At 71.7% G+C, this 22,941-nt stretch carries 22 protein-coding genes, 1 tRNA gene and 1 pseudogene; 12 read left to right on the top strand and 12 right to left on the bottom strand.

The annotated features are described in order from the left end of the window. Window positions 1-128 precede the first annotated feature (128 nt). Entirely contained in the window at window positions 129-1,115 is a 987-nt protein-coding gene (locus tag ACTWJ9_RS27230) for a PAC2 family protein (RefSeq protein ID WP_279336912.1), read from the top strand. 78 nt (window positions 1,116-1,193) lie between these two features. Here the strand turns inward: ACTWJ9_RS27230 and mshC are convergent, their stop codons facing one another. The 4 genes from mshC to ACTWJ9_RS27210 form a co-directional block, all read right to left on the bottom strand. Next, entirely contained in the window at window positions 1,194-2,423 is a 1,230-nt protein-coding gene (gene mshC / locus ACTWJ9_RS27225; RefSeq protein WP_279336911.1) for a cysteine--1-D-myo-inosityl 2-amino-2-deoxy-alpha-D-glucopyranoside ligase, read from the bottom strand. A gap of 197 nt (window positions 2,424-2,620) precedes the next feature. Continuing rightward, entirely contained in the window at window positions 2,621-3,454 is an 834-nt protein-coding gene (locus ACTWJ9_RS27220) for an SCO1664 family protein (RefSeq protein ID WP_443294883.1), read from the bottom strand. Further along, complete coding sequence (locus ACTWJ9_RS27215; RefSeq protein WP_279336909.1) at window positions 3,418-4,008, bottom strand: DUF3090 domain-containing protein; 591 nt, start codon at window positions 4,006-4,008, stop codon at window positions 3,418-3,420. Before ACTWJ9_RS27215 ends, ACTWJ9_RS27220 begins: the two co-directional genes overlap by 37 nt. Before the next feature lie 129 nt (window positions 4,009-4,137). Then, on the bottom strand, window positions 4,138-4,824 hold the full coding sequence (locus ACTWJ9_RS27210) for a histidine phosphatase family protein (RefSeq protein WP_443294882.1): 687 nt from the start codon (window positions 4,822-4,824) through the stop codon (window positions 4,138-4,140). A 110-nt stretch (window positions 4,825-4,934) separates the two neighbouring features. Here ACTWJ9_RS27210 and corA point away from each other — a divergent pair, with 110 nt between their 5' ends. Beyond that, window positions 4,935-5,930, top strand: a complete 996-nt coding sequence (gene corA / locus ACTWJ9_RS27205; RefSeq protein ID WP_279336907.1) for a magnesium/cobalt transporter CorA — start codon at window positions 4,935-4,937, stop codon at window positions 5,928-5,930. 32 nt (window positions 5,931-5,962) lie between these two features. On the opposite strand, the gene ACTWJ9_RS27200 is transcribed toward corA, so the two are convergent. Together ACTWJ9_RS27200 and ACTWJ9_RS27195 are read right to left on the bottom strand one after the other, a co-directional pair. Beyond that, the gene (locus ACTWJ9_RS27200) at window positions 5,963-6,751 is read right to left on the bottom strand and encodes a ferritin-like domain-containing protein (protein WP_279336906.1); all 789 of its coding nucleotides are present in this window, start codon (window positions 6,749-6,751) and stop codon (window positions 5,963-5,965) included. A 285-nt stretch (window positions 6,752-7,036) separates the two neighbouring features. Beyond that, the gene (locus tag ACTWJ9_RS27195) at window positions 7,037-8,092 is read right to left on the bottom strand and encodes an LLM class F420-dependent oxidoreductase (protein WP_279336905.1); all 1,056 of its coding nucleotides are present in this window, start codon (window positions 8,090-8,092) and stop codon (window positions 7,037-7,039) included. A 179-nt stretch (window positions 8,093-8,271) separates the two neighbouring features. Between ACTWJ9_RS27195 and ACTWJ9_RS27190 the strand changes: the two genes are divergently transcribed. Beyond that, window positions 8,272-9,258 carry an aldo/keto reductase gene (locus ACTWJ9_RS27190; RefSeq protein ID WP_279336904.1) on the top strand — a complete coding sequence of 329 codons (987 nt, stop codon included), beginning with the start codon at window positions 8,272-8,274 and terminating at the stop codon, window positions 9,256-9,258. After that, the gene (locus ACTWJ9_RS27185) at window positions 9,255-11,510 is read left to right on the top strand and encodes a helix-hairpin-helix domain-containing protein (protein WP_443294881.1); all 2,256 of its coding nucleotides are present in this window, start codon (window positions 9,255-9,257) and stop codon (window positions 11,508-11,510) included. The genes ACTWJ9_RS27190 and ACTWJ9_RS27185 overlap by 4 nt, the downstream gene beginning before the upstream one ends. A gap of 85 nt (window positions 11,511-11,595) precedes the next feature. Here the strand turns inward: ACTWJ9_RS27185 and ACTWJ9_RS27180 are convergent, their stop codons facing one another. Then, window positions 11,596-12,300 (bottom strand): hypothetical protein, encoded by a 705-nt coding sequence (locus tag ACTWJ9_RS27180; protein ID WP_279336902.1) that lies wholly within the window; start codon window positions 12,298-12,300, stop codon window positions 11,596-11,598. A gap of 47 nt (window positions 12,301-12,347) precedes the next feature. On the opposite strand from ACTWJ9_RS27180, the gene ACTWJ9_RS27175 reads away from it, so the two are divergent. Then, window positions 12,348-12,536, top strand: a complete 189-nt coding sequence (locus tag ACTWJ9_RS27175; protein ID WP_020276814.1) for a DUF5703 family protein — start codon at window positions 12,348-12,350, stop codon at window positions 12,534-12,536. 81 nt (window positions 12,537-12,617) lie between these two features. Here the strand turns inward: ACTWJ9_RS27175 and ACTWJ9_RS27170 are convergent, their stop codons facing one another. The 3 genes from ACTWJ9_RS27170 to ACTWJ9_RS27160 all read right to left on the bottom strand — a co-directional run bounded on the left by ACTWJ9_RS27170 (window position 12,618) and on the right by ACTWJ9_RS27160 (window position 15,247). Then, on the bottom strand, window positions 12,618-13,373 hold the full coding sequence (locus tag ACTWJ9_RS27170; RefSeq protein WP_387041876.1) for a chaplin: 756 nt from the start codon (window positions 13,371-13,373) through the stop codon (window positions 12,618-12,620). Window positions 13,374-13,538: 165 nt separating this feature from the next. After that, a complete protein-coding gene (gene chpH / locus ACTWJ9_RS27165) occupies window positions 13,539-13,772 on the bottom strand; it encodes a chaplin ChpH (protein ID WP_387041874.1) in 234 nt (77 codons plus the stop codon). Between the two features lie 149 nt (window positions 13,773-13,921). After that, window positions 13,922-15,247, bottom strand: coding sequence for a M20/M25/M40 family metallo-hydrolase (locus ACTWJ9_RS27160; RefSeq protein ID WP_443294880.1), 1,326 nt, complete (start codon window positions 15,245-15,247; stop codon window positions 13,922-13,924). A 209-nt stretch (window positions 15,248-15,456) separates the two neighbouring features. Here ACTWJ9_RS27160 and ACTWJ9_RS27155 point away from each other — a divergent pair. The 5 genes and pseudogenes from ACTWJ9_RS27155 to ACTWJ9_RS27135 all read left to right on the top strand — a co-directional run bounded on the left by ACTWJ9_RS27155 (window position 15,457) and on the right by ACTWJ9_RS27135 (window position 18,316). Beyond that, window positions 15,457-15,544: transfer RNA gene (locus ACTWJ9_RS27155), tRNA-Leu, on the top strand. A gap of 167 nt (window positions 15,545-15,711) precedes the next feature. Beyond that, window positions 15,712-16,425 carry a VOC family protein gene (locus ACTWJ9_RS27150; protein WP_279336898.1) on the top strand — a complete coding sequence of 238 codons (714 nt, stop codon included), beginning with the start codon at window positions 15,712-15,714 and terminating at the stop codon, window positions 16,423-16,425. A 75-nt stretch (window positions 16,426-16,500) separates the two neighbouring features. Then, window positions 16,501-16,788: pseudogene (locus ACTWJ9_RS27145) on the top strand (IS256 family transposase); the annotation flags it as partial. Window positions 16,789-16,817: 29 nt separating this feature from the next. After that, a complete protein-coding gene (locus ACTWJ9_RS27140; protein WP_279336896.1) occupies window positions 16,818-17,309 on the top strand; it encodes an HAD domain-containing protein in 492 nt (163 codons plus the stop codon). 632 nt (window positions 17,310-17,941) lie between these two features. Beyond that, window positions 17,942-18,316 (top strand): YchJ family protein, encoded by a 375-nt coding sequence (locus tag ACTWJ9_RS27135; RefSeq protein ID WP_279336895.1) that lies wholly within the window; start codon window positions 17,942-17,944, stop codon window positions 18,314-18,316. A gap of 26 nt (window positions 18,317-18,342) precedes the next feature. Here the strand turns inward: ACTWJ9_RS27135 and ACTWJ9_RS27130 are convergent, their stop codons facing one another. After that, window positions 18,343-19,044 (bottom strand): FadR/GntR family transcriptional regulator, encoded by a 702-nt coding sequence (locus tag ACTWJ9_RS27130; RefSeq protein ID WP_279336894.1) that lies wholly within the window; start codon window positions 19,042-19,044, stop codon window positions 18,343-18,345. Window positions 19,045-19,182: 138 nt separating this feature from the next. On the opposite strand from ACTWJ9_RS27130, the gene ACTWJ9_RS27125 reads away from it, so the two are divergent. Together ACTWJ9_RS27125 and ACTWJ9_RS27120 are read left to right on the top strand one after the other, a co-directional pair. Continuing rightward, window positions 19,183-19,701, top strand: a complete 519-nt coding sequence (locus tag ACTWJ9_RS27125) for a gluconokinase (protein WP_387041862.1) — start codon at window positions 19,183-19,185, stop codon at window positions 19,699-19,701. A 184-nt stretch (window positions 19,702-19,885) separates the two neighbouring features. Further along, window positions 19,886-21,283, top strand: coding sequence for a GntT/GntP/DsdX family permease (locus ACTWJ9_RS27120; protein WP_388707147.1), 1,398 nt, complete (start codon window positions 19,886-19,888; stop codon window positions 21,281-21,283). A gap of 99 nt (window positions 21,284-21,382) precedes the next feature. On the opposite strand, the gene ACTWJ9_RS27115 is transcribed toward ACTWJ9_RS27120, so the two are convergent. Continuing rightward, window positions 21,383-22,924, bottom strand: coding sequence for an APC family permease (locus tag ACTWJ9_RS27115; protein WP_279336891.1), 1,542 nt, complete (start codon window positions 22,922-22,924; stop codon window positions 21,383-21,385). Window positions 22,925-22,941: the final 17 nt, after the last annotated feature.

The raw sequence follows: 22,941 nt of genomic DNA, 5'->3' as shown, positions 1-22,941 counted from the left end.
CGCGGGGTGTTTCCGGGTGTCCCCCGGGGCAGTGTTCGGTCGTTCCCCCTGCGAGGGGGCTGCGTACGTCCGCTGGGCACGCCGTAAGGTTGGTGCGTACGCGAGGGCACGTCGGAAGGAGGCGCTGGGTGATCGAGCTCGAGGGGGTTCCCGAGCTGATCGACCCGGTCATGGTGGCCGCGTTCGAGGGCTGGAACGACGCCGGCGACGCCGCCTCCACCGCGGTCGCGCATCTGGACAGGGAGTGGAAGGGCGAGGTGTTCGCGGCGCTGGACGCCGAGGACTACTACGACTTCCAGGTCAACCGGCCCACGGTGTTCATGGACGGCGGGGTCCGTAAGGTCACCTGGCCGACGACGCGGTTGTCGGTGGTCCGGATCGGCGGCGACAAGCCACGCGACCTGGTCCTCGTCCGCGGTATCGAACCGTCCATGCGCTGGCGCTCGTTCTGCAACGAACTGCTGGGGTTCGCCCATGAACTCGGGGTGGAGATGGTGGTCGTCCTGGGCGCCCTGCTCGGCGACACCCCGCACACCCGTCCGGTCCCGGTCAGCGGGACCACGTCCGATCCGGACCTGGCCCGCCGTATGGACCTGGAGGAGACCAGGTACGAGGGCCCCACGGGGATCGTCGGCATCCTCCAGGAGGCGTGCACGCACGCCGGTGTCCCCGCGGTCTCGCTGTGGGCGGCGGTCCCGCACTACGTGTCGCAGCCGCCCAACCCGAAGGCGACGCTGGCCCTCCTGAACCGGCTCGAGGACCTGATCGACGTGCGCGTCCCGCTGGGCGAACTGTCCGAGGACGCGCGCGCCTGGCAGGTGGGAGTGGACCAACTGGCCGCCGAGGACAGCGAGGTCGCCGAGTACGTCCAGTCGCTGGAGGAGGCCCGGGACACCGCCGAACTGCCGGAGGCGTCCGGCGAGGCGATCGCCCGCGAGTTCGAGCGCTATCTGCGCCGCCGCGACGGTGGGTCCGGCCCGCCGCAACCCGGTGGGCACGCCACGGCCGACGGCGCGGACGGCCCGTCGTTCCGGCGGGAGGGCCCGGGCAGCCGGCCCCGCTCGCCGAATCCGCCGAAGCCGGACGCGGACGGCGAGGATTCCTCGGAGGACTGACCGGCACGAAGGGGGCGGCCCCGTCCATGGACGGGGCCGCCCCCTTCGGCCGTTCGCGCCTGTCGTGGTGCCCGGCGGCTACAGTGCCACGCCGAGCAGGGCGTCCACCGCGCGGGAGACGATGCCGGGCGCGCCCGCGTCCGTGCCGCCGTCCTGCTCCTGGGCCACGGCCCAGCGGTCGACGGCGGCCAGGGCGGCCGGGGCGTCCAGGTCGTTGGACAGGGCCTCGCGGATCTCCTCCACGAGCGCCTCGGCGGGCGGGCCGTCGGGGCGGGAGACGGCGGCCCGCCAGTGCTCGAGCCGGGTCCCGGCGTCCAGGAGGACCTGGTCCGTCCACTCCCAGTCGGCACGGTAGTGGTGGGCGAGCAGCGCCAGCCGGATCGCCGCCGGGTCGACGCCGTCGCGCCGCAGCCGGGACACGAAGACCAGGTTGCCCTTGGACTTGGACATCTTCTCGCCGTGCAGGGCGACCATGCCGGCGTGGACGTACGCCTTGGCCATGGGGAACTCGCCGGTGAGCACCTGGGCGTGCGAGGCGCCCATCTCGTGGTGCGGGAAGACCAGGTCGGAACCGCCGCCCTGGACGTCGAAGCCCATGCCCAGATGGTCGAGGGCGATGGCCACGCACTCGATGTGCCAGCCGGGCCGGCCCCTGCCGAGCGACCCGCCGTCCCAGCTGGGTTCGCCCTCGCGGGCGGCCATCCAGAGCATCGGGTCGAGGGGGTTCTTCTTGCCCGGGCGGTCCGGGTCGCCGCCGCGTTCGGCGGACAGCAGCCGCATGGCGGCCGCGTCGAGGTTCGAGACCCGCCCGAAGTTCGGGTCGGACTCCACGGAGAAGTAGACGTCGCCCTCGAGTTCGTACGCCGCGCCGAGGTCGCGCAGTCGTTCGACGAGCGGGACGATGCCGGGTATCGCCTCCACCGCGCCTATGTACTGCTGCGGCGGCAGCATCCGCAGGGCCGTCATGTCCTCGCGGAAGAGCCGGGTCTCCCGCTCGGCGAGCGCGGCCCAGTCGACGCCGTCCCGCTCGGCCCGCTCCAGCAGCGGGTCGTCGATGTCGGTGACGTTCTGGACGTAGTGAACCTGCCGCTTGTTGTCGAGCCACACGCGCTGCACGAGGTCGAACGCGTTGTACGTCGCGGCGTGTCCGATGTGGGTGGCGTCGTACGGGGTGATGCCGCAGACGTAGATACGGGCGACGGGGCCGGGGTCGAGCGGGGTCAGACCCCCGGTCGCGGTGTCGTGGATCCTCAGGTCGCGCCCCTGACCGGGAAGGGCGGGGACCTCGGAAGCGGGCCAGGCATGCATCTCATGAGCGTAACCGGACCGCGGTCCCCGATACGAACCGGAGCGGCTCGGACGACCGAGAAGACGCTCTTGCGCTCCGCCGCCGGACGTGCCCCGTCGCGCGGGAGCCGCGTGCCGGCGCCCGGGCCGGCGACGGGCGCCCGGGTCGGACAGCCGGCGCCCGGGTCAAACGGTCGGCGCTCGGGCCGACGGTCGGGTCAGACGGGTGGCCAGGGGATCGCCGGCCATCGGCCGCCGGGCTGCGGATGGGTACCGGAGGCGAGCAGGGACGCGACCCGCTCGCGGGTCGCGTCGATCTCCGCGCGGGTGATCAGCGGGGCCAGCGAGGCGGCCAGCGCGCCGCCTTCGGCGAGTGCCTTCCCGAGGGCCTCGAGGACGTCGCGTGCCTCCTCGGTCAGCGGTTCCCCCGCCCAGCCCCACAGCAGGGTGCGCAGCTTGTCCTCGGCGTTGAAGGCGACCCCGTGGTCGATGCCGTAGAGCCGGCCGTCCCGCGTGGGCAGCAGGTGTCCGCCCTTGCGGTCGGCGTTGTTGATCACCGCGTCGAGCACGGCCAGCCGCCGCAGCCGTACGTCGTCGGCGTGCACGAGCAGCGCGGTGCGCCCCTCGCCCACCTCGGCGAGCCCGACCGCCTTCCAGCCGGGTCCGGGCTCCTCCCGGTCCACCAGCGCGAGCAGTTCCGCCTCCGGCGTGGCGTCGATCCACAGCTGGCACATGCCCTCGCCGTACGGCCCGTCCCGCAGCACGGTGGGCGGCACCAGTCCCCAGCCGGTCACCTCGGAGACCTGGTACGCCGCGACCTCGCGCCCGGCGAGCGTCCCGTCGGGGAAGTCCCACAGGGGGCGCTCCCCCGCGACGGGCTTGTAGACGCAGGCGGCCTCGCGGCCGTCGTGGGTCACGGTGCAGTACAGCGCCGCGTTCGATGCTTCACGGAGGCGTCCGCGCACGGTCAGCTCGCCCTCGGCGAGCAGCACCGCGTCGGCGGGGCCGGCGGTGGTCACGCCCCGCGGCGGTATCCGTTCTGGCGCGGACATACATGTCCTTCCGGGTCGAGGGGGAGGCTGCACAGCGGGCACGGCGGCCGTCCCGCGTTGACGACGTCGAGGGCGCGCTTGGCGAAGGCACGGGCCTGGACCCCGGTGAGCCGGACCCGGAGCATCGGGGGGCCGTTCTCCTCGTCCTGGAGCAGCCTCTCCTCCGCCTCGGCGAGGTCCTCCTCGGACTCGGCGTCCAGTTCGACGAGCGCCTGCGCCTCGACGATCATGCACTCCTCCTCGCCGTCCCAGGCGAGGGCCATGGTGCCGACCCGGAACTCCTCCTCCACCGGGGCGTCCAGCGGGGCGGTGTCGGCGATCTCGGTCGGCGCCACGGCGGGCACCGCGGCGCTGCCCCCGCTACGGCGTACGACCTCGTCGAGCAGTTCGTCCATGCGCTCGGCGAGCGCGGCGACCTGGGTCTTCTCCAGAGCCACGCTGGTCACCCGGGAGCCGGCTGAGGCCTGGAGGAAGAACGTACGGCGCCCTGGCAGTCCGACCGTACCGGCCACGAAACGTTCCGGTTGGTCGTAGAGGAACACCTGACGGGACACGTCCTGTCTCCATTGAGAGTGGTGGGTACGGGTATCAGTCGAGGCAGTGGCGACGGCTTCGGCTGCTGCAACGGCGGCGACGGCTGACACGGCGCTGCTGCGACCGCTTCACCCTACTGCGGCCGACGATCACGGTGCGCCCGCACCGCCCCCGACCGGGGCGTCGTCGGCGGGCGGTTCCTCGCGCGGCACCAGGGAGGCGAAGTCACCGGTGTCGCCGAGCCGGACGAGGTAGGGACGCAGCCGTGTGTACCGGATCGCGGTGACGGAACACGGCTCGACGGAGATCCGCTGGAAGAGGTCGAGGTGAAGTCCGAGTGCGTCCGCGACGAGGGACTTGATGATGTCCCCGTGCGAGCACATGAGGTACACGGCGTCGGGGCCGTGATCACGTTCCACGCGCGCGTTCCACTCGCGCACCGCCTCGGCGGCGCGTGTCTGCATGGTGCGCAGGGACTCCCCGCCGGGGAAGGCGGCCGCCGACGGGTGGGCCTGCACCACCTCCATGAGGGGTTCGTCCTTCAGTTCGGCGAGCTTGCGGCCGGTCCAGTCGCCGTAGTGGCACTCCCCGATGCGTTCGTCGGTGTGGACGGTGAGGCCGGGCCGGGCTTTCAGCAGCGGCCGGATCGTCTCCTGGCAGCGCTGGAGAGGGCTGGCGACGATCTCGGAGAGGGGCAGTTCGGCGAGCCGTCCGGGCAGCGCGGCGGCCTGCGCGGCCCCGCGTCCGTCCAGGGCGACGCCGGGCGACCAGCCGGCGAGCAGCCCCTCCGTGTTGGCGGTGGATCGTCCGTGCCGGACCAGGAGCAATGTGGGCATGCGGACCAGGGTAGGCGCACGCACGTGGGTGCCGTCAGGTGCTGTGCCGGGTGGGCCCGCGGTGGTGCCGCCGGGTGGGCCGGCCGGCGGGTGAGAGGAGAATGCGTTCCGTGATCGTCGACTGTGCCATCTACCGGGACGGGCACCGTACGGAGGGGTCCGAGGACTTCTCCGGCGCGCTGGAGGGCGCGCGGGCGGCGAAGGGTTTCGTCTGGATCGGGCTGCACGAGCCGACGGCGGACGAGTTCGCCCTGGTCTCGCAGGAGTTCGGCCTTCATCCGCTCGCGGTCGAGGACGCCCTCAAGGCACATCAGCGGCCCAAGCTGGAGGTGTACGACGACTCGCTGTTCATGGTCCTCAAACCGGTCGAGTACGAACCGGACGGCGACACCGTCTCCGCCGGCGAGATCATGATCTTCCTGGGTGACTCGTTCGTGGTGACCGTCCGGCACGGCGAGGGATTCCCGCTGGACGCCGTACGCAGCCGGCTGGAGCACGAACCGGAGCTGCTGGGCAACGGGCCGACGTCGGTGGTGTACGCGATCGCCGACGCCGCCGTCGACCACTACCTCCTCGTGGCGGCCGAGCTGCAGACCGATCTGGAGGAGCTGGAGGCGGAGGTCTTCTCACCGGAGGGCGCCGGTACCCAGCTCACCGCGTCCCGGATCTACGCCTTCAAGCGGCAGGTCCTGGAGTTCCGCCGGGCGACCGGGCCGCTGACCCCGCCGATGGCGCGGCTGACGGAGGCGGGCTCGTTCGGCGCGGCGGTGCCCTTCGTGTCCAAGGAGGCGCGCCCCTTCTTCCGTGACGTGCACGATCACCTCACACGCGTGAACGACTCCGTGGAGGGGATGGACCGGCTGGTCTCGGACATCCTCTCGGCGCATCTGGCCCAGGTGAGCGTCCGCCAGAACGACGACATGCGGAAGATCTCCGCGTGGGCGGCCATGGCCGCGATCCCCACCATGCTCGCGGGGATCTACGGCATGAACTTCGAGCACATGCCGGAACTGCGGTGGGAGTGGTCCTATCCGGTGGTGATCCTGGCGATGGCCGCGCTGGAGGTGTTCCTGTACCGGTTGTTCAAGCGGCGCGGGTGGATGTAGCCGGGCGGGGCCACGGCCCCGCCCGGGGAGGGTCAGGCGAACTCGGGCGCGCTGCTCGCGGGGCCGCCCAGGGCGTTGCGGCGTTCCGGCATCCGCAGGGAGACCATGCGGCGCCAGCCGCCCAGGCGCTCGTAGGCGTACACCGCGTGGATGCCGGCCGCCAGGAGCGCCCCTCTGGCCCGGGACCAGCCGAGGATGTCTCCCATCCGGGCCATCACCGCGAGGCTGACGTCGCGGTGGACGCGGATCTCGGTGAGCGCGCACGCGCGCAGGGTGCGCTGGATGGCGCGGCCGTGTCCGGCGTACGCGAGGCGCAGCAGTTCCTCGTGGCAGTAGGCGAGGTGGTTGTCCTCGTCGCGGGAGATCATCGTGACGGCGCGGCCGAGTCCGGGGTGGTCGGCGAAGTGCTTGCGGAGCAGTTCCATCTGCTCGGAGGCGCGCTGTTCGGTGACGCGGCTGTGCGCGAGGTAGACGACGATGTCCTGGACGGTGAGCGGTTCGTCGCGCCTGAGCCTGTCGTGCGCCAGGCCGATGCCGCTCCGCTCGAGGAGGATCGTGTAGTCGGTCTCGGGCGGGACGGGGACCGGTCGCACACCGCGCTTCTTCATCAGGGCGTCGAAGATGCGGCCGTGCTTGTCCTCGTCGGCGCCGTGCCTGGTGATCTTGGGGGCGAGTCCGCGCTGGCTCTCGGGAACCAGGGCCGCGATCCGGGCGTTCTCCCAGCCGCCCTGCGACTCGCCGCCGGCGGCGATGGAGCAGAACAGCGCGAAGGAGTCGTCGTCGTCGAGGATCTCCTGGAACAGACTCTTGGCCGACAGCATCCTGGGCCCCTCTCCACAACGATTCCGCGCGTTCCGTGGTCCGGTGGTTCCGTGATCCGTGAAGTCCGTGGTCCGCGAAGAACGAGTCAATGGCGAGGAGGCGCGCCCGGCAACAGGTGCGCCCGGCGACTCCGCCGAAAGGAGGACGGGCGCGGGGGCCCGGGGGCGTAACCGGAGGGGGCCGCCGGGCGTTGTGGTGGGTGACGGCCGTGGCGGGGAAGACCCCCGAGCCCCCGCCACGGCCGCGGAAACTTCGTGTGCGGCGCCCGGTGCCCCGGGCAGGGCCTATGCCAGGCCCGAGCGCTCCAGCGCCTCGGTGCCGGCGCGCAGGGAGGCGAGGCGCTCGTCGAGCGTGAAGCCCGCGGGGGCGAGGGTGAGGGTGGTGACCCCCGCTGCCGCGTAGGCCTTCATCCGGTCCGCGATGCGGTCCACGGAGCCGAGCAGTGTCGTGGAGTCGATCAGGTCGTGCGGCACGGCCGCGGCGGCGCCCTGCTTGTCGCCCGACAGGTACTTGTCCTGGATCTCGGCGGCTTCCCGCTCGTAGCCCATGCGCCCGGCGAGCTGGTTGTAGAAGTTCTGCTTGCGGCTGCCCATGCCCCCGACGTACAGCGCGGTGTAGGGACGGAAGGTGTCGGCGAGGGCGGCGACGTCCTTGTCGTCGCCGACGGCGAGCGGGAGCGTGGGGCAGACGTCGAAGCCGTCGAGGGTCTTGCCCGCCTTCTCGCGGCCCGCCCTGATGTGCTTGACGGCGGTCTCCTCCAGGTGGTCGGCGGAGGGGAAGATCAGCAGCGCGCCGTCGGCGATCTCACCGGTCTGCTCGAGGTTCTTCGGGCCGATCGCGGCGATGTAGAGGGGGATGTGCTCGCGCTGCGGGTGCACGGTGAGCTTGATGGGCTTGCCCGGACCGCCGGGCAGGGGCAGGGTCCAGTGCTCGCCGTCGTGGGAGAGACGCTCGCGCGTCATGGCCTTGCGGACGATCTCGACGTACTCGCGGGTCCGTGAGAGGGGCTTGTCGAACTTGACGCCGTACCAGCCCTCGGAGACCTGCGGGCCGGACACGCCGAGACCGAGGCGGAACCGGCCGCCGGAGAGGGAGTCGAGAGTGGCGGCGGTCATCGCGGTCATCGCGGGCTGGCGGGCCGGGATCTGGAAGATGGCCGAGCCGACGTCGATCCGCTCGGTCTGGGCGGCGACCCAGGTGAGCACGGTCGCCGCGTCGGAGCCGTAGGCCTCGGCGGCCCAGCAGACCGCGTATCCCAGGCGGTCGGCCTCCTGTGCCACGGCGAGGTTGTCCGAGTCCATTCCGGCACCCCAGTAGCCGAGGTTGATCCCGAGCTGCATGGCCCTCTCCCCTTACTCATCGGTAACGTCGCTTGCGGTGACCTTATACCGCCGTCGGCCGGGCCGGGGGCGGTGCCGCGCCGCGGGAGGCCGGGCCCGGGGGTGACCTGGGGGACTCGGGGAAAACGGTTGTCCACAGGCACCCACACCGCGGGTGTCGGCCAGTAATCTCGGCGTTCATGGAGCAGAGGCATCTCGGCCGTACCGGCCTGCGCGTGTCCCGTATCGGTCTCGGGACCCTGACCTGGGGTCGGGACACCGACGAGCACGACGCCGCGGACCTCTTGAAGACGTTCTGGGAAGCGGGCGGGACCCTCGTCGACACCGCCGACGTGTACGGCGACGGGGAGGCCGAGTACCTGCTCGGGCAGCTCATGGGCGGGCTGGTGCCGCGCCGGGACCTCGTCATCTCGACGAAGGCCGGGAGCGTACCGGACCCGGAGCGCAGATTCGACGGTTCGCGCGGTCATCTGCTCTCCGCCCTGGACGCCTCGCTCGCCCGTCTCGGCACCGATCACGTCGACGTGTGGCACGTCCACGCCTACGATCCCTCCACCCCACTGGACGAGACGCTCCAGGCCCTCGACATCGCCGTCGCCAGCGGGCGTGCCCGCTATGCCGGGGTGTCCAACTTCTGCGGCTGGCAGCTGGCCAAGGCGGCGACCTGGCAGCTCGCCGCGCCGGGGGTGCGGGCCCGGCTGGCGAGTACCCAGATGGAGTACTCGCTGCTCCAGCGGGGTGTGGAGCGGGAGGTGCTGCCGGCGGCCGTCGACACGGGGATCGGGATCCTGCCGTCCTCGCCGCTCGGGCGGGGCGTACTGACCGGCAAGTACCGGAACGACGCCCTGCCGCCGGACTCGCGGGGCGCCTCCGAGCACATGGCGCCGTTCGTCGCGCCGTACCTCGACGACACGGCGAGCAGGATCGTGGACGCCGTGACCACGGCGGCGGACGGGCTCGCCGTGACCGCGCTCCAGGTCGCCCTCGCGTGGGTGCGGGACCGGCCGGGCGTGGCCGCTCCCGTCGTCGGCGCGCGCAACGCGCGGCAGCTCACGGCGGCACTGTCAGTGGAGGCGCTTACTCTTCCTGACGAGATCTGCCGGGCGCTCGACGACGTGTCGGCGCCCGTGCACCGCTATCCCGATCACGACTGGAGCACGCTGTGAGCACGGAGCCGTCCGAGACCGCGGAGGACGTCGAGCCGGGGACGCCGGACGAGCCGGCTCGGACCGAACCGGCCGGGGCGGAGACCGACCCGGCCGAGCAGGGCGGAGGCCCGGCCGAGCAGAGCGGGGACGCAGCCGAGGAAGGCGGGGACGCGGCCGAGGGGCGGCAGGTGTCCGAGAGCGAGGCCGAGTTGCTCGCGCAGCGGGCCGAGCGGGAGCGGATCGAGCGGCGGAAGGCGGAGCGGCGGGAGCCGATCGAGGCCGGCGCCAAGCTGAGCGGCCGGGCCGCCGACCTGCTCGCCGCCGTGCGGGCCGTGGAGAGCGGCGAGCAGCCGGTGACCGCCGTGTTCGAGGAGGCGGCGCCCGCGCCGCGGCGACCCGCTCCCGAACCGGCGCGACCGGCGCCGCCGGTGACCGTCGAGGCGGCCCCCGCCACCGAAGTGGTCGCGGCCGTACGCGCGGTACTGGCCCAGGGCGGGGCACCCGAGACGCTCGCCGTACAGACCGCCGGAGTGCTGGGCGAGGGGGCCGCGGAAGCCCTGCGCGCCGATCCGTGGCAGCTGCTGCGAGTGGCCGGTGTACGGCCTCCGCAGGCGGACGGGTTCGCCCGTGCGCTGCTCGGCTCCGCCGCCGGGCCGGACGACGCGCGGCGGGTGCGGGCCGTCACCGGGTGGCTGCTGGAGCAGGCCGCGGCGGCCGGGCACACCGCGCTGGAAATGTCCGTGCTGACCGCCGCCCTCGAGCAACAGGGAGTGCCGGATTCCGAGGGGGCCGTGCGGGACGCGATCTCGGACGGCGACGTCCTCGTCTTCCAGGACCCGCTGCCGGAGGCGGGCGCTCCCGCACCGCAGCGGGTCGGTGCCGGAGCCGGGGAAGGCCAGGACGGTACGGAGGAAGCGGACGGAGCGGACCGGGAGCGGCCCGTCCGGGTCCTCGTGGGGCTGGAGCGGTACGCGATGGCCGAGGAGAGCCTCGCCGACGGCCTGGCCCGGCTCGTCGGCTCCGCTCCCCGGCAGGACGGTCCGGACGCGGAGTGGGAGCGGGCCGCCGCCGCGGCGGGCGGCTCCGGGGGTGAGCTGATCCGTGCGGTCGCCGGCCACGGTCTCGTCCTGCACACCGGTGGGCAGGCGTCCCTCGCCGAGCCGGCGGCCCTGCTGCGGGCGGCGCACGGTCTCGGGCTGCGCGCCTGGGCCGCCGCGCACGATCCGGCCGGGCGCGCCCGGTTCGCGGCCCTGCTGGAGGCTGCCGCGGCCGGGGGTGCCGGGACGGCCGACGAAGCCGGAGCCGAGGGCCCCGGGACCGCCACCGTCGCCGGGCTGCTGTCCGGTGCCGAGGGGCCGGGGCGTGACTCCGACGGGGCGCTGCGGCTGGATCTGCTCGTCGTCCTGGACGCTCCCCGGCTGGACGTCGAGGCGGCCGCGCTGGTCACGGAGTCGCTGCCGGACGGTGCCCGGCTGGTGCTGGCCGGGGATCCGGGGGTGCTGTGGTCCGTCGGGCCGGGACGGGTGTTCGCCGATCTGCTGGCGGCGCGCGTCTGCCCGCAGATCGCCTCCCGGCGGCCGGATCCGGGGCCTCTGGGCGAACTGGTCTCCGGTATCGGCGCCGGTGAGCTGAGCCAGGTGGCGGCGCCCGGCAAGGAGGTCGTCATCGTGCCGGTGCGGGACGCGGGCGAGGCCGTGCACCGGACCGTGCAGCTCGTGGTGGACTCGGTGCCGCGCGCGATCGGGGTGCCGGCCGAGGAGACGCAGGTGATCACCCCGGGGCACGGGGGCGCGGTGGGCACGCGCGCGCTGAACGCCGCGCTGAAGGAGCGGCTCAATCCGGGGCCGGGGCGCTTCGGCGGATTCGACCCGGGCGACCGGATCGCCTACTCCCCCGCCCGGGGGCGTACGGTGCCGGGCCGGGTGGTGCGGGCCGACGCCGACGGCCTGCACCTGTCCTGCGCGGGCGAGGCCCTCGTGGTGCCGCAGGAGCGCGTGGAGCAGTCCGTACGGCACGGATGGGCGCTGACCGCACACCAGGCCGCGGGGTGCCGGTGGCCCGCGGTGGTCGTGGTGCTGCCGGGCGATGCCGTTCCGGCGTTGAGCCGGCCCTGGGTGTACACCGCGTTCAGCCGGGCGGACCGCCATCTGTCCGTGGTGCACGGTGTGGAGCAGGCGCTGCCGCGCGCCGTGGCGGAGGTGGCGGCCAAGCCCCGGACGACCCGGCTCCCGGTACTGCTGGCGCCGCAGATTCCGGCAGCCGCCGCCTGACTGCCGCCGCCCGCAACGGTGAGGGCGGTGACACCCTCGGTGCCACCGCCCTCACCCTGCGTCCGGGACCCGGGCCCGGGCCCGCTCAGCGATCCGCGTCCAGGGGCTCCAGATCCTCGTCCTCGTCCGGAATCCGCACCTGCCCGGCCTCGAGGCCGTCGTCCCTGTCGTCGTCGAGGTCGTCGTCCAGGTCCTCGTCGAAGACCGCGCTGACGTCGAAGCGGCACACGACCCGGGCCGGGTCCACCTGCTCGAACGGGGCCGCCAGCCATTCACCGGGCTCCGCCGGTTCGTCCGATGCCGTCACCCAGAGCGTGGAGTCCCCCTCCTCCAGGCCGAACTCCTTGTGCCGGGATGCGATCTCGTCCGGCTCGAACTCGCCGAACAGGACGCCGAGCGCGCCGTGGACGGTGTCCGAGGCGTCCGAGCCCTCCTCGTCGTCCGCCGCCTCGATCCGCTGGGCGTGCGCCAGCAGCCGCTGCGGCTCCACGACGGCGTAGTCGCGGCGGATCAGCACGCTCAGCGCGTTCGGCTCCTCCGGTCCGGTGTAGGGCGGCAGGGCGTCCTCCGCACCGGGGATCTCGAAGGGCGTCACCTCGTCGTGGCGGTCGTAGAGCAGTTCGTCGTACGCCTCAGCGGCTACGGCCAGCTCGTTGAACGCCTCGTAGACGGCCGGGTCGTCCTCACCCGACCGGCGCTCGACCGCGGCCAGGTGGCGGTCGAGCGCGGTCTTGACCGCCTCGGCGGCGGCGCGTACCTCGGCAGCGGTGGGCTGCGCAGCATCAGACATAGTGCAGACGCTATCCGTACCGGGGCCCAGCACGCACAATAGATGCGATGCCGGAATACGAATTTGTCGACGTGTACGTACCGCGCGGGGTTTCCCGCAAGGAGGCGGCACGTCTGCTGACGGACCACGCAGAGTACGGTCACTGGGAGTTGGACCGTCTGAGCCTGCTGCGCGACGGCAGCCGCAAGGTGCGGCTGCGGCGGCGGATCATCCGCCAGGTACGCGCGACCTGGTGAGCTCGGGCCACCTGCCGACAGCCGTGAGATCGGTCGGGGAGCGGGCCCCGCGGTCGCGGGGCCCGCTCCCTGTGACCCCTGTCACGCGGCGGCCCGTGCCTTGCGGTAGAGGACCGCTCCGGCGAGCAGCGCGCCCGCGCCGACCGGCAGGGCGAGACCCATCGGCAGCTCGCTGCCGGTCCGGGCGAGCTGCGCCTCGGCCTGGGGCGCGGCGACGGACCGAGGGCCCGGCTGGTTGTCCTGCGCGGGGCCGGCCGGGGTTTCCTCGCGCGGAGCGGACGGCGTGCTCGGTTCGCCACCGGGATCCTGCGGCTCCGCCGGGGCGTCCGGAGCGTCCGGGGCGCCGTTGGTGCAGTCGTTGCCCGTGGCGGCGTTGCCGGCGCCGATGACGTCGACGGTGTTGCCGCAGACGTTCACCGGGATGTGGACCGGCGCCTGGATCTGGTTGCCGGAGAGCACACCGGGCGAGCCGGCGGTGTGTCCGTCGGCATGCGCACCGCCGTGGCCACCGTGACTCCGGTGGCCGCCGGAGTCACGGTGCTGGCCGGATTCTCCGTGGTGGCCGGACTCTCCGTGGCCGGCCGAGGTGGGACCACCCTGGTTGGCGCAGGAGTTGCCCACGGACGGGTTGAGGACACCGACGACGTCGACGGTGTTGCCGCAGACGTTCACCGGCACGTGCACCGGCGCCTGCACCGTGTTCCCGGAGAGCACGCCGGGCGAACCCGCGGCGGCACCCTGCGCGCCGGAGTCGGCGTGGGCGACCCCGCCCGCGGCGGCGATCACGCCGGTGGCGGCGGCCACGGTCATCAGGCCCTTGCGGGTGACCTGTCGCATAGCTGAAATCCCTGCCTTCGACCTTGTGCCGGGAATTCCGTCCGTCGGATTCCCGGTGTTGCGACGTTCTGCGAGACCGGTCGGCCCCGGAGCGCATGGCGCGCGCTCCGGGGCCGACGAGCTCAAACCCTGGAAAGTGCTTGCCCTAAGGGGCGAGGCACAACGTCACTGGTTGACGCAGACGTTGCCGGCGGCGGGGTTCAGCAGCCCGATCACGGAGACCGTGTTGCCGCAGACGTTCACCGGGACGTGCACCGGGGCCTGGACGACGTTGCCCGAGAGGACGCCCGAGGAGTGCGTGGCGGCACCCTGGGCACCGGAATCGGCGGCGGCCATGCCCGCACCCGCGAGAACCAGTCCACCGGTGGCGGCGGCGACAGCGACGACCTTCTTGATCATTATTCCTCCTCGTTGGCAATGCGATCCCAAGTCGCGGATCACATCATGGGTAACGAGGAAGGAGTAATGAGGCTACGAGCTTATCGTCGCATTCACTCTTCCCGGTCAACTCCGCACGTCTGCACGATTGTTGGAACCGTCGAATTACCTCAGGAAGCGTCCAGGAACCGGTCGAGCACCCGCACCCCGAACTTCAGTCCGTCCACCGGCACCCGCTCGTCGACCCCGTGGAACATGCCGGCGAAGTCCAGCTCCGGCGGCAGCTTCAGCGGGGCGAAGCCGAAGCAGCGGATACCGAGGTCGTCGAAGGACTTGGCGTCGGTGCCGCCGGAGAGCATGTACGGCACCGCCCGCGCGATCGGGTCCTCGGCGCCGAGCGCCAGCTGCATGGCGTCGACCAGCCGGCCGTCGAAGTCGGTCTCCAGCGCCTTGTCGGCGTGCACGTCCTCCCGCTTCACCCGCGGGCCGAGGATGCGGTCCAGGTCGGCCAGGAACTCCTCCTCGTACCCGGGCAGGAAGCGGCCGTCGACATGGGCGGTGGCCTGGCCAGGGATGACGTTGACCTTGTAGCCGGCGCCGAGCATGGTGGGCGCCGCCGAGTTGCGCAGCGTGGTGCCGATCATGCGGGCGATGCCGCCGAGCTTGGGGAGGGTCTCCTCCATGTTCTCCGGGTCGAGCTCGGTGCCGAGCGCGTCGGAGAGCTCGTCCAGGAAGGCCCGTACGGTCTTGGTGACCCGTACCGGCCACTGGTGCCGGCCGAGCCGGGCCACCGCCTCGCTGAGTTCGGTGATCGCGTTGTCGTCGTTGGTCATCGATCCGTGGCCCGCCGTGCCGTCGACGGTGAGCCGCATCCAGTGCATGCCCTTCTCGGCGGTCTCGACGAGGTAGAGGCGCAGCTTCTCGTTGACAGTGAAGGAGAACCCGCCGACCTCGCCGATCGCCTCGGTGACGCCCTCGAACAGCTCGGGGTGCTTGTGGACCAGGTGCTTGGCGCCGTAGGTGCCGCCGGCCTCCTCGTCGGCGAGGAAGGCGAGGACGACGTCGCGCGGGGGCTTGCGTCCGCTGCGCATGCGGTCGCGGACGACGGCCAGCGTCATCGCGTCCATGTCCTTCATGTCGACGGCGCCGCGCCCCCACACGCAGCCGTCGGCGATCTCGCCGGAGAAGGGGTGATGGGTCCAGTCCGCCGCGTTGGCCGGTACGACGTCGGTGTGGCCGTGGATCAGCAGCGCGGGCCGCGAGGGGTCCTCCCCCTCGATCCGCGCCACGGTGGAGGCCCTGCCCTTGTGGGACTCGAAGATCTGCGGTTCCAGGCCCACCTCGGCGAGCTTCTCGGCGACGTACTCGGCCGCCTTGCGCTCGCCGGGGCCCGAGTGGTCGCCGTAGTTGCTGGTGTCGATCCGGATCAGGTCGCGGCAGAGGTCCACGACCTCGTCCTCACCGGTGACGCCCTTGGCCGTGTCCGTCACGCTCACGTGGTTCCTCCCGCTGTCACTGCTGGTGGGTCCCCCTCATCCTCTCCCCAGAACGCGTCCGCCCCAAGACCGGACCCGGCCCGTCGCACGGCGTTCACGCCGGGACGGAGCAGGCCCGGCAACGCGCCCACCGGGGTGATCGGCCACCCCGGAAAGCCTGGTAATGTTTACGTCGTCGCAGCGGGGGAAACCCGCGCGTCAGACACCTTGTCCGGGTGGCGGAATGGCAGACGCGCTAGCTTGAGGTGCTAGTGCCCTTTATCGGGCGTGGGGGTTCAAGTCCCCCCTCGGACACCAGCAGGAACGAAGGGCCTTTGATCCCCAAGGGCCCTTCTTCATTGCCCGACCGACCGACAGGTCATGCGCGGGATCCTCGGGTGATGCGAATGAGGATCCTCGTTCGAGGCGCTGACATGGCGCCCTGCCGACAGTTGGCACTCAGCGGACCGAGGATGCGTGGCGCAATGAGCAGCCGACTCTTCGCAGTCTTCTTCGACGCTCACCAGCCCGAGCGCCTGGCGCATTTCTGGTCCGGCGTCCTGGGCTTGGAGAGAGCCGACGATCCTTACGACGGCGTCGCCCTGCTGTCCGGGAATGACGCCGGCTACCGCCTCGGCTTCCGTCCCTCCCAGGCGCAGAAGGTCGCCCAGAACCGGCTGCACTTCGACCTGACCAGCTCCTCCCTGGAGAACCAGCAGGAGACCGTGGCCAGAGCGCTCGACCTCGGCGCGCAGCACGCCGACGTCGGCCAGGGACCGGACGCGTCCCATGTGGTGCTCACCGACCCCGAGGGCAACGAGTTCTGTGTCCTCGAGCCGCACAACGATTTCCTGGCCGGCTGCGGTCTCATCGGAGCGCTCGCCTGCGATGGTTCGCAGGCCGTGGGCTACTTCTGGAGCGAGGCGCTGGGCTGGCCGCTGGTCTGGGACCAGGGCGAGGAGACCGCCGTCCAGTCACCGAACGGCGGTACGAAGATCACGTGGGGCGGTCCGCCGCTGATGCCGGACCCCGGCAAGGACCTGCACTTGGACCTCGCCCCGGACGGCGATCAGCAAGCGGAGGTCGAGCGCCTGCTCTCCCTCGGGGCGCAGCGTCTCGAATCCGCCCGTGGAGGGGACGGCGCGGTGCTGCTGGCCGACCCCGACGGCAACGAGTTCCGCGTGCTCACGCGCCGGTGAAGCCGGAACCGACACCCAGCCGAATTGCGCAGCAGAGTCCGTACCTTCCAGCACCTCCACCGTCGCCGGGTCGATCGCGGTGACGGCGTGACGGGCGAGCGCAAGCGGTTCCTCGTCGAAGATCCTCACCTCCTGGTGCCGGAAGTACCTGGAGATCAGCAAGGTCCTGCCCCTGCTCTACCTGCCCGGCCGGTCCTCCGGCGGCTTCGCGCCCGCCATGGAGCAGTTACCCGGCTCGGCCGCCGAGCTCTCAGCGGCGACCGTGACCCGGCTGACCGAGCAGTGGCAGGACGACCACACCGCCTCCCAGAACCAGGCCCCGGCCTCACCCGACGCGTGTACGTGCGGGCCGACGGCATCCATCCGGTCGAGCATGAGCAGGACACCGTGGCATGAGTGAGCGCGAAGAACGCCCGCTGCTGTTCCTGGACGTCGACGGACCTCTCCTGCCGTTCGGCGACGGCCCGCAGTGCGAGCCATCGGGCACCGCGTCAGATTCGCACCTGGCACGGCTCGACCCACGTGTCGGTCCTCGGCTCGCGGCGCTGCCGTGCGAACTGGTCTGGGCCACAACCTGGGAGGAGGAGGCGAACACCGAGCTAGCACCACGGCTCGGCCTACCGCAACTGCCGGTCGTGAACTGGCCGGAACCCTCCGACGCGCACGAGGACCAGTGGTTCGGGCTCCACTGGAAGACCCGAGCCCTGGTGGCATGGGCGGACGGACGTCCGTTCGTCTGGGTCGACGACGAGATCACCGACGCCGATCGGGACTGGGTATCCACTCACCATCCCGCCCCGGCTCTCCTCCACCCCGTCGCGTCGTCCCGAGGCCTCACCGACGAAGACTTCGCAGTCCTCGATCAATGGCTACGGGCTGTTTGAGACTCACCGCGGTGATCCACCCGCTCAGGCACGCCAAGGTCCGCGCCTGAGCGGCCGGCCACGACGGTCGTGTCCACCCTGTGGGGTAGCCGCGATCACGACGGTGACGCAGGTCATGCGCGTCATCAAGCGGCGATACTCGCGCCGAGCCGACTCGTCGGCAGGTACGGGTCGTGGTCGCCATGACGGACGCGGAGGCCCATGGAGCCGACCTCGGTGAAAGTCACGTCACCATCGACAATGCCGCGCCGCAGGCATCACCGACCGGCCTACCTTCCTCCTCATGATGTCCGCAGTCTTCTGCCGCGAGGTCTCCCCCGCGTTCCCCGAGGCCATGAAAATCGACCGTTTCCCACCCTCTCGTATCAATGATCCGGCAACACGGCGATCGTCACTCCGCCATCCGCCTGTCCAGAATCACAGACCACTCTGTCCCCTCCGAACCATCAACGTCCCCACCGCACCAGCCAGTTCCACGTCAGCTCCGCATGAGACACAGAGCTGTTCGTGCGGATGCAACCGCCAGCCACCATCCGACGGGCAGGCGGGGACAGTGCGTCCCAGGAGCTCGGTCCCGCACCACCTCACGGGCCGCCGTCAAGACTCGGAACGGACCGGGCAGAATGGCCGACATGACCACGCGTTCCTGCCCCTGCGGACTCCCCGAGACCTACGAGGCGTGCTGCGGCCGCTTCCACGCGGGGACGGCCGTCGCGCCGACCGCCGAGCGGCTCATGCGGTCGCGGTACTGCGCCTTCGTGCGGCTGGACGCCGGTTACCTGCTGCGCACGTGGCATCCGCGGACGCGGCCGGAGCGGGTCGACCTCGATCCCGGGATGCGGTGGACCGGGCTGGAGATCCTGGACACGACCGGCGGCTCCGCCTTCCACACCACCGGGACGGTGACCTTCCGGGCGTCCCACCGGGGCGGCTCACTGCACGAGCGCAGCCGCTTCGAGCGGGTGGACGGGGCGTGGGTGTACGTCGACGGGGACTTCCTCGACTGAGGGGACTTCCTCGACTGACGGCGCCCTCAGGGTGCCAGGATGTCGAGTTCCTGGAGCGCCCCCACGGTGATCTCGCGGGTCAGGTGCTCCGCGCGGGCGGCGTCGCGCTCGCGGACCGCTTCGGCGACCTGGACGTGCAGGGTGACCGCGGCCGGGTCGGGATCGTCGAACATCACGTCGTGGCGGGTACGGCCGGTGAGGACCTCCGCGACGACGTCACCGAGGCGCGCGAACATGTCGTTGCCGGACGCGGTGAGGATCACCCGGTGGAAGGCGATGTCGTGGAAGAGGTATCCCTCCAGCCGCTGTCCGCGTGAGTTGGCGACCATGCCGAGAGCGCACTCGGTGAGTTCGGCGCACTGCTCGGCGGTGGCGTTGCGGGCGGCGAGCCCGGCCGCGACCGGCTCGACGGCCGAGCGCAGCACCGTGAGCGAGCGCAGCTGCCGGGGCCGGTCCGCGCCGGCCAGTCGCCAGCGGATGACCTGGGGGTCGTAGACGTTCCACTCGCGGGTCGGGAGGACCGTCACACCGACGCGGCGCCGGGACTCGACGAGGTGCATGGACTCCAGGACGCGCACGACCTCACGCATCACGGAACGTGACACGTCGAAACGCTGCGCGAGCTCGTCCGTACGCAGAACGCTGCCGGGCGGGTACTCGCCTCCGGTGATCTCGGGGCCGAGGGTGTCCAGTACGCGGCCGTGCAGACCCCGGCCCATGGTGCTCATCCACACAGAGTACGGGGCGGATCACGGAAGCAAAAGGTCAGACTTATTCGTCACACAGTCTTGAAATTGTCTTACCTATAGGTTTCAGTTGCGGTCGACATCAGGTTGTCGAGGGCGACAACAGACTGTGAGGCAGCGATGAACACCCCCCATGTCGTAGTGGTCATGGGCGTCGCGGGCACCGGCAAGACCACCATCGGTCCCCTGCTCGCGACCCGGTTCGACGTCCCGTACGCCGAGGCCGACGACTTCCACCCGGAATCCAACATCGTCAAGATGTCGGCCGGCACCCCGCTCACCGACGAGGACCGGCTGCCCTGGCTGGACGCGATCGGTGACTGGGCGCACGGGCGGTCCGGTCTCGGCGGGGTGGTCAGCTGCTCGGCGCTGAAGCGGTCGTACCGCGACCGGCTGCGGGCGGCCGCGCCCGGTGTGGTCTTCGTGCATCTCACCGGTGACCGCGCGCTCATCGAGGACCGGATGTCGCACCGCGAGGGGCACTTCATGCCCACGGCCCTGCTCGACTCCCAGTTCGCCACGCTCCAACCGCTGGGCAAGGACGAGTTCGGGGTCGCCGTCGACGTGTCGGGCAGCCCGGAGGAGATCGCCGAACAGGCGGTCACCGCCCTGTCGGCCCTCGCCGAGCCGGCCCCGTAGTTCCCCTGCCGCAGGCCCGCTCCGGGCCTGCCCCGAGCCGGCTCACGGGTCCCCGCCCTGAGCCGTCTCCACCGGTCCCCGCTCCCCCGGGGACCCCATACGCCCCGAGGTTCCCCCACGCCCCGGTTCCCCGTAGTTCCCCCGTACTCCCAGGGGTTCTCCCCGTACTCACAAGGGATTCACCGTGACCAGACTCAGAGTCGAGATGCTGGCAGCGGACGCACCCGAGGCGATCACCTCGGCCGGCCACACCCAGCTGGGCATCGCCGTCCTGGCGGGTATCGCCGTCATCGTCCTGCTCATCACCCGCTTCAAGCTGCACGCCTTCCTGGCCCTGACGATCGGTTCGCTGGCCCTCGGCGCGTTCGCCGGGGCACCGCTGGACAAGGTCATCGCCAGTTTCAGCGCCGGACTCGGTTCCACCGTCGCCGGTGTCGGCGTGCTCATCGCCCTCGGGGCGATCCTCGGCAAGATGCTCGCGGACTCCGGCGGCGGCGACACGATCGTCGACACCATCCTCGCCAGGGCCAACGGCCGCACCATGCCCTGGGCGATGGTGCTGATCGCCTCGGTGATCGGTCTGCCGCTGTTCTTCGAGGTCGGCGTCGTCCTGCTGATCCCGGTCGTGCTGATGGTCGCCAAGCGCGGCAACTACTCCCTGATGCGGATCGGCATCCCGGCGCTCGCCGGTCTGTCCGTGATGCACGGCCTGGTGCCGCCACACCCCGGCCCGCTGGTCGCGATCGACGCGCTCGACGCCAACCTCGGCGTGACGCTCGCGCTGGGTGTGCTCGTCGCCATCCCGACGGTGATCATCGCCGGTCCGCTCTTCTCCAAGTACGCCGCCCGCTGGGTGGACGTCCCGGCCCCCGAGCGGATGATCCCGCAGCGCGCCTCCGAGGACCTGGAGAAGCGCCCCGGGTTCGGCCCGACGCTGTTCACCATCCTGCTGCCGGTCGTGCTGATGCTGGCCAAGGCACTGGTCGACATCGTCATCGACGACCCCGAGAACAACGTCCAGCGGGTCTTCGACGTCGCCGGCTCCCCGATGATCGCCCTGCTCGCGTCCGTGCTCGTCGGCATCTTCACGCTGGTCCTGCCCGCCGGATACGACAAGAGCCGGATCTCGCAGCTGGTCGAGAAGGGCCTCGCCCCGATCGCCGGCATCCTGCTGATCGTCGGCGCGGGCGGCGGCTTCAAGCAGACGCTGATCGACTCGGGCGTGGGTCAGATGATCCTCGACATCTCCGCGGACTGGGCGATCCCGGCCCTGCTGCTCGGCTGGCTGATCGCGGTGGCGATCCGGCTGGCGACCGGTTCGGCGACCGTCGCGACCATCTCGGCGGCCGGTCTGGTGGCGCCGCTCGCGGCTGACATGTCGACCACGCACGCCGCTCTGCTGGTGCTCGCCATCGGTGCCGGTTCGGTCTTCTTCAGCCATGTCAACGACGCCGGTTTCTGGCTGGTGAAGGAGTACTTCGGGCTGGACGTGGGCCAGACCATCAAGACCTGGTCGATCATGGAGACGATCATCTCGGTGGTCGCCGGTGCTCTGGTGCTGCTCCTGTCGCTGGTCATATAGGTGACCGGTCGGCCTGCCGGTCGGCCCTTCGGACACGGCCTCGGCCGCGGTACCGCATGTGCGGTACCGCGGCCGAGGCCGTTTTCGGAAGGGCCGGGCCTACGCGTCGCGCTCGGCCTCCTTGTCCAGTTGGAACGCCTCGTTGCCGAGCCCGATGCGGGCGTGGACCTCGGGGGCGCGGGCGCGCAGGACCAGGCCCTGGACCAGGCCGGCGACGAGGGCCAGCCCGATGATGCCGGGCAGCAGCCGGCTCAGCGCGGAGCCGGGGCCGGCGCCGACGAGCACGTCGAAGTCCTTGACGGTGTAGCCGGCGATCACGACCAGGGCGAGGCCCGCCAGCGCCGAGGTGACCAGCCGCCAGGCCTGGGCGCCGGCGGCCCCGCGGCGGACGAAGAAGACGACGACGGACAGCGAGGCGATCGCCATCAGCACGATCACGCCGAGGGCGCCGATGTTGCCGCCCCAGGTGAACAGGTGCAGGACCGGCGCGGTCGGGTCGCCGATCGGCTTGTCGTCGGTGAGGGCGAAGGCGAGGACGAGCACCACGGCGATGCCCGTCTGGAGCAGCGAACCGGTGCCGGGGGCGCCGCTGGTGCCGGTGGTGCGGCCGAAGGCGCCGGGCAGCAGGCCCTCGCGGCCCATGGCGAAGGCGTACCGGGCGACGACGTTGTGGAAGCTGAGCAGCGCGGCGAACATGCCGGTCACGAAGAGGACGTGCAGGACGTCCGTGAAGGTGCCGCCGAGCCGGGCCTCGGTCAGGTGGAAGAGCAGTCCCGCGCTCTGCTCCTGCGAGGTGGCGACGATGTCGGCGGGGCCGGTGGCCACGGTGAGCGCCCAGCTGCTGATCGCGAAGAAGACGGCGACGCCGGTGACCGCGAGGAACATCACGCGGGGCACCAGGATGTGCGGCCGGCTGGTCTCCTCCGCGTAGACCGGGGCCTGCTCGAAGCCGAGGAAGGCGGCGATGCAGAAGCACAGGGCGGTGCCCACGCCGGCACCGGTGAGGGTGTCCGGGTTGAAGGCGTGCAGGGACAGCCCTTCCTTGCCGGGGTCGGCGATGGCGGCGACGTCGAAGACGACGACCAGGAGCACCTCGATGACCAGCAGGACGCCGAGCACGCGCGCGTTGACGTCGATCTTCAGCCAGCCCAGCACGCCGACGGCGGCCGCGGCCGCGAGCGCCGGTATCCACCAGGCGACCTCCAGGCCGGCGTAGGTGGCGAAGAGCCCGGAGACCTCGAAGCCGAAGATGCCGTAGATGCCGACCTGGAGCGCGTTGTAGGCGACCAGCGCGACCATGGCGGCGCCCGCGCCGGCGGTGCCGCCGAGGCCGCGGGAGATGTACGCGTAGAAGGCGCCGGCGTTGTGGACGTGCCGGCTCATCTCGGCGTAGCCGAGGCTGAACAGCACCAGCACGGTGCCGAGGACCACGAAGAGCAGGGGCTGGCCGACGATGCCCATCACCGCGAATGTAGTGGGCATGACACCTGCGACCACCATGAGCGGGGCGGTCGCGGCGAGCACGGAGAGCAGCAGACCGCCCGTGCCGAGGCGGTCGGCGCGCAGGGCGCGCTCCTGCCCCTTGAAGGTGCTGATGCCGTCCGCTGCGGATCTGCTCGGGCTCGAACTGTCCGTGGTCATCGGAAGACCGTCCTTGG

This window comes from Streptomyces sp. GDS52 (assembly GCF_052246875.1).
In the GTDB taxonomy this organism is placed as follows: domain Bacteria; phylum Actinomycetota; class Actinomycetes; order Streptomycetales; family Streptomycetaceae; genus Streptomyces; species Streptomyces cathayae.
This window is presented reverse-complemented; position numbering and strand designations above follow the sequence as displayed.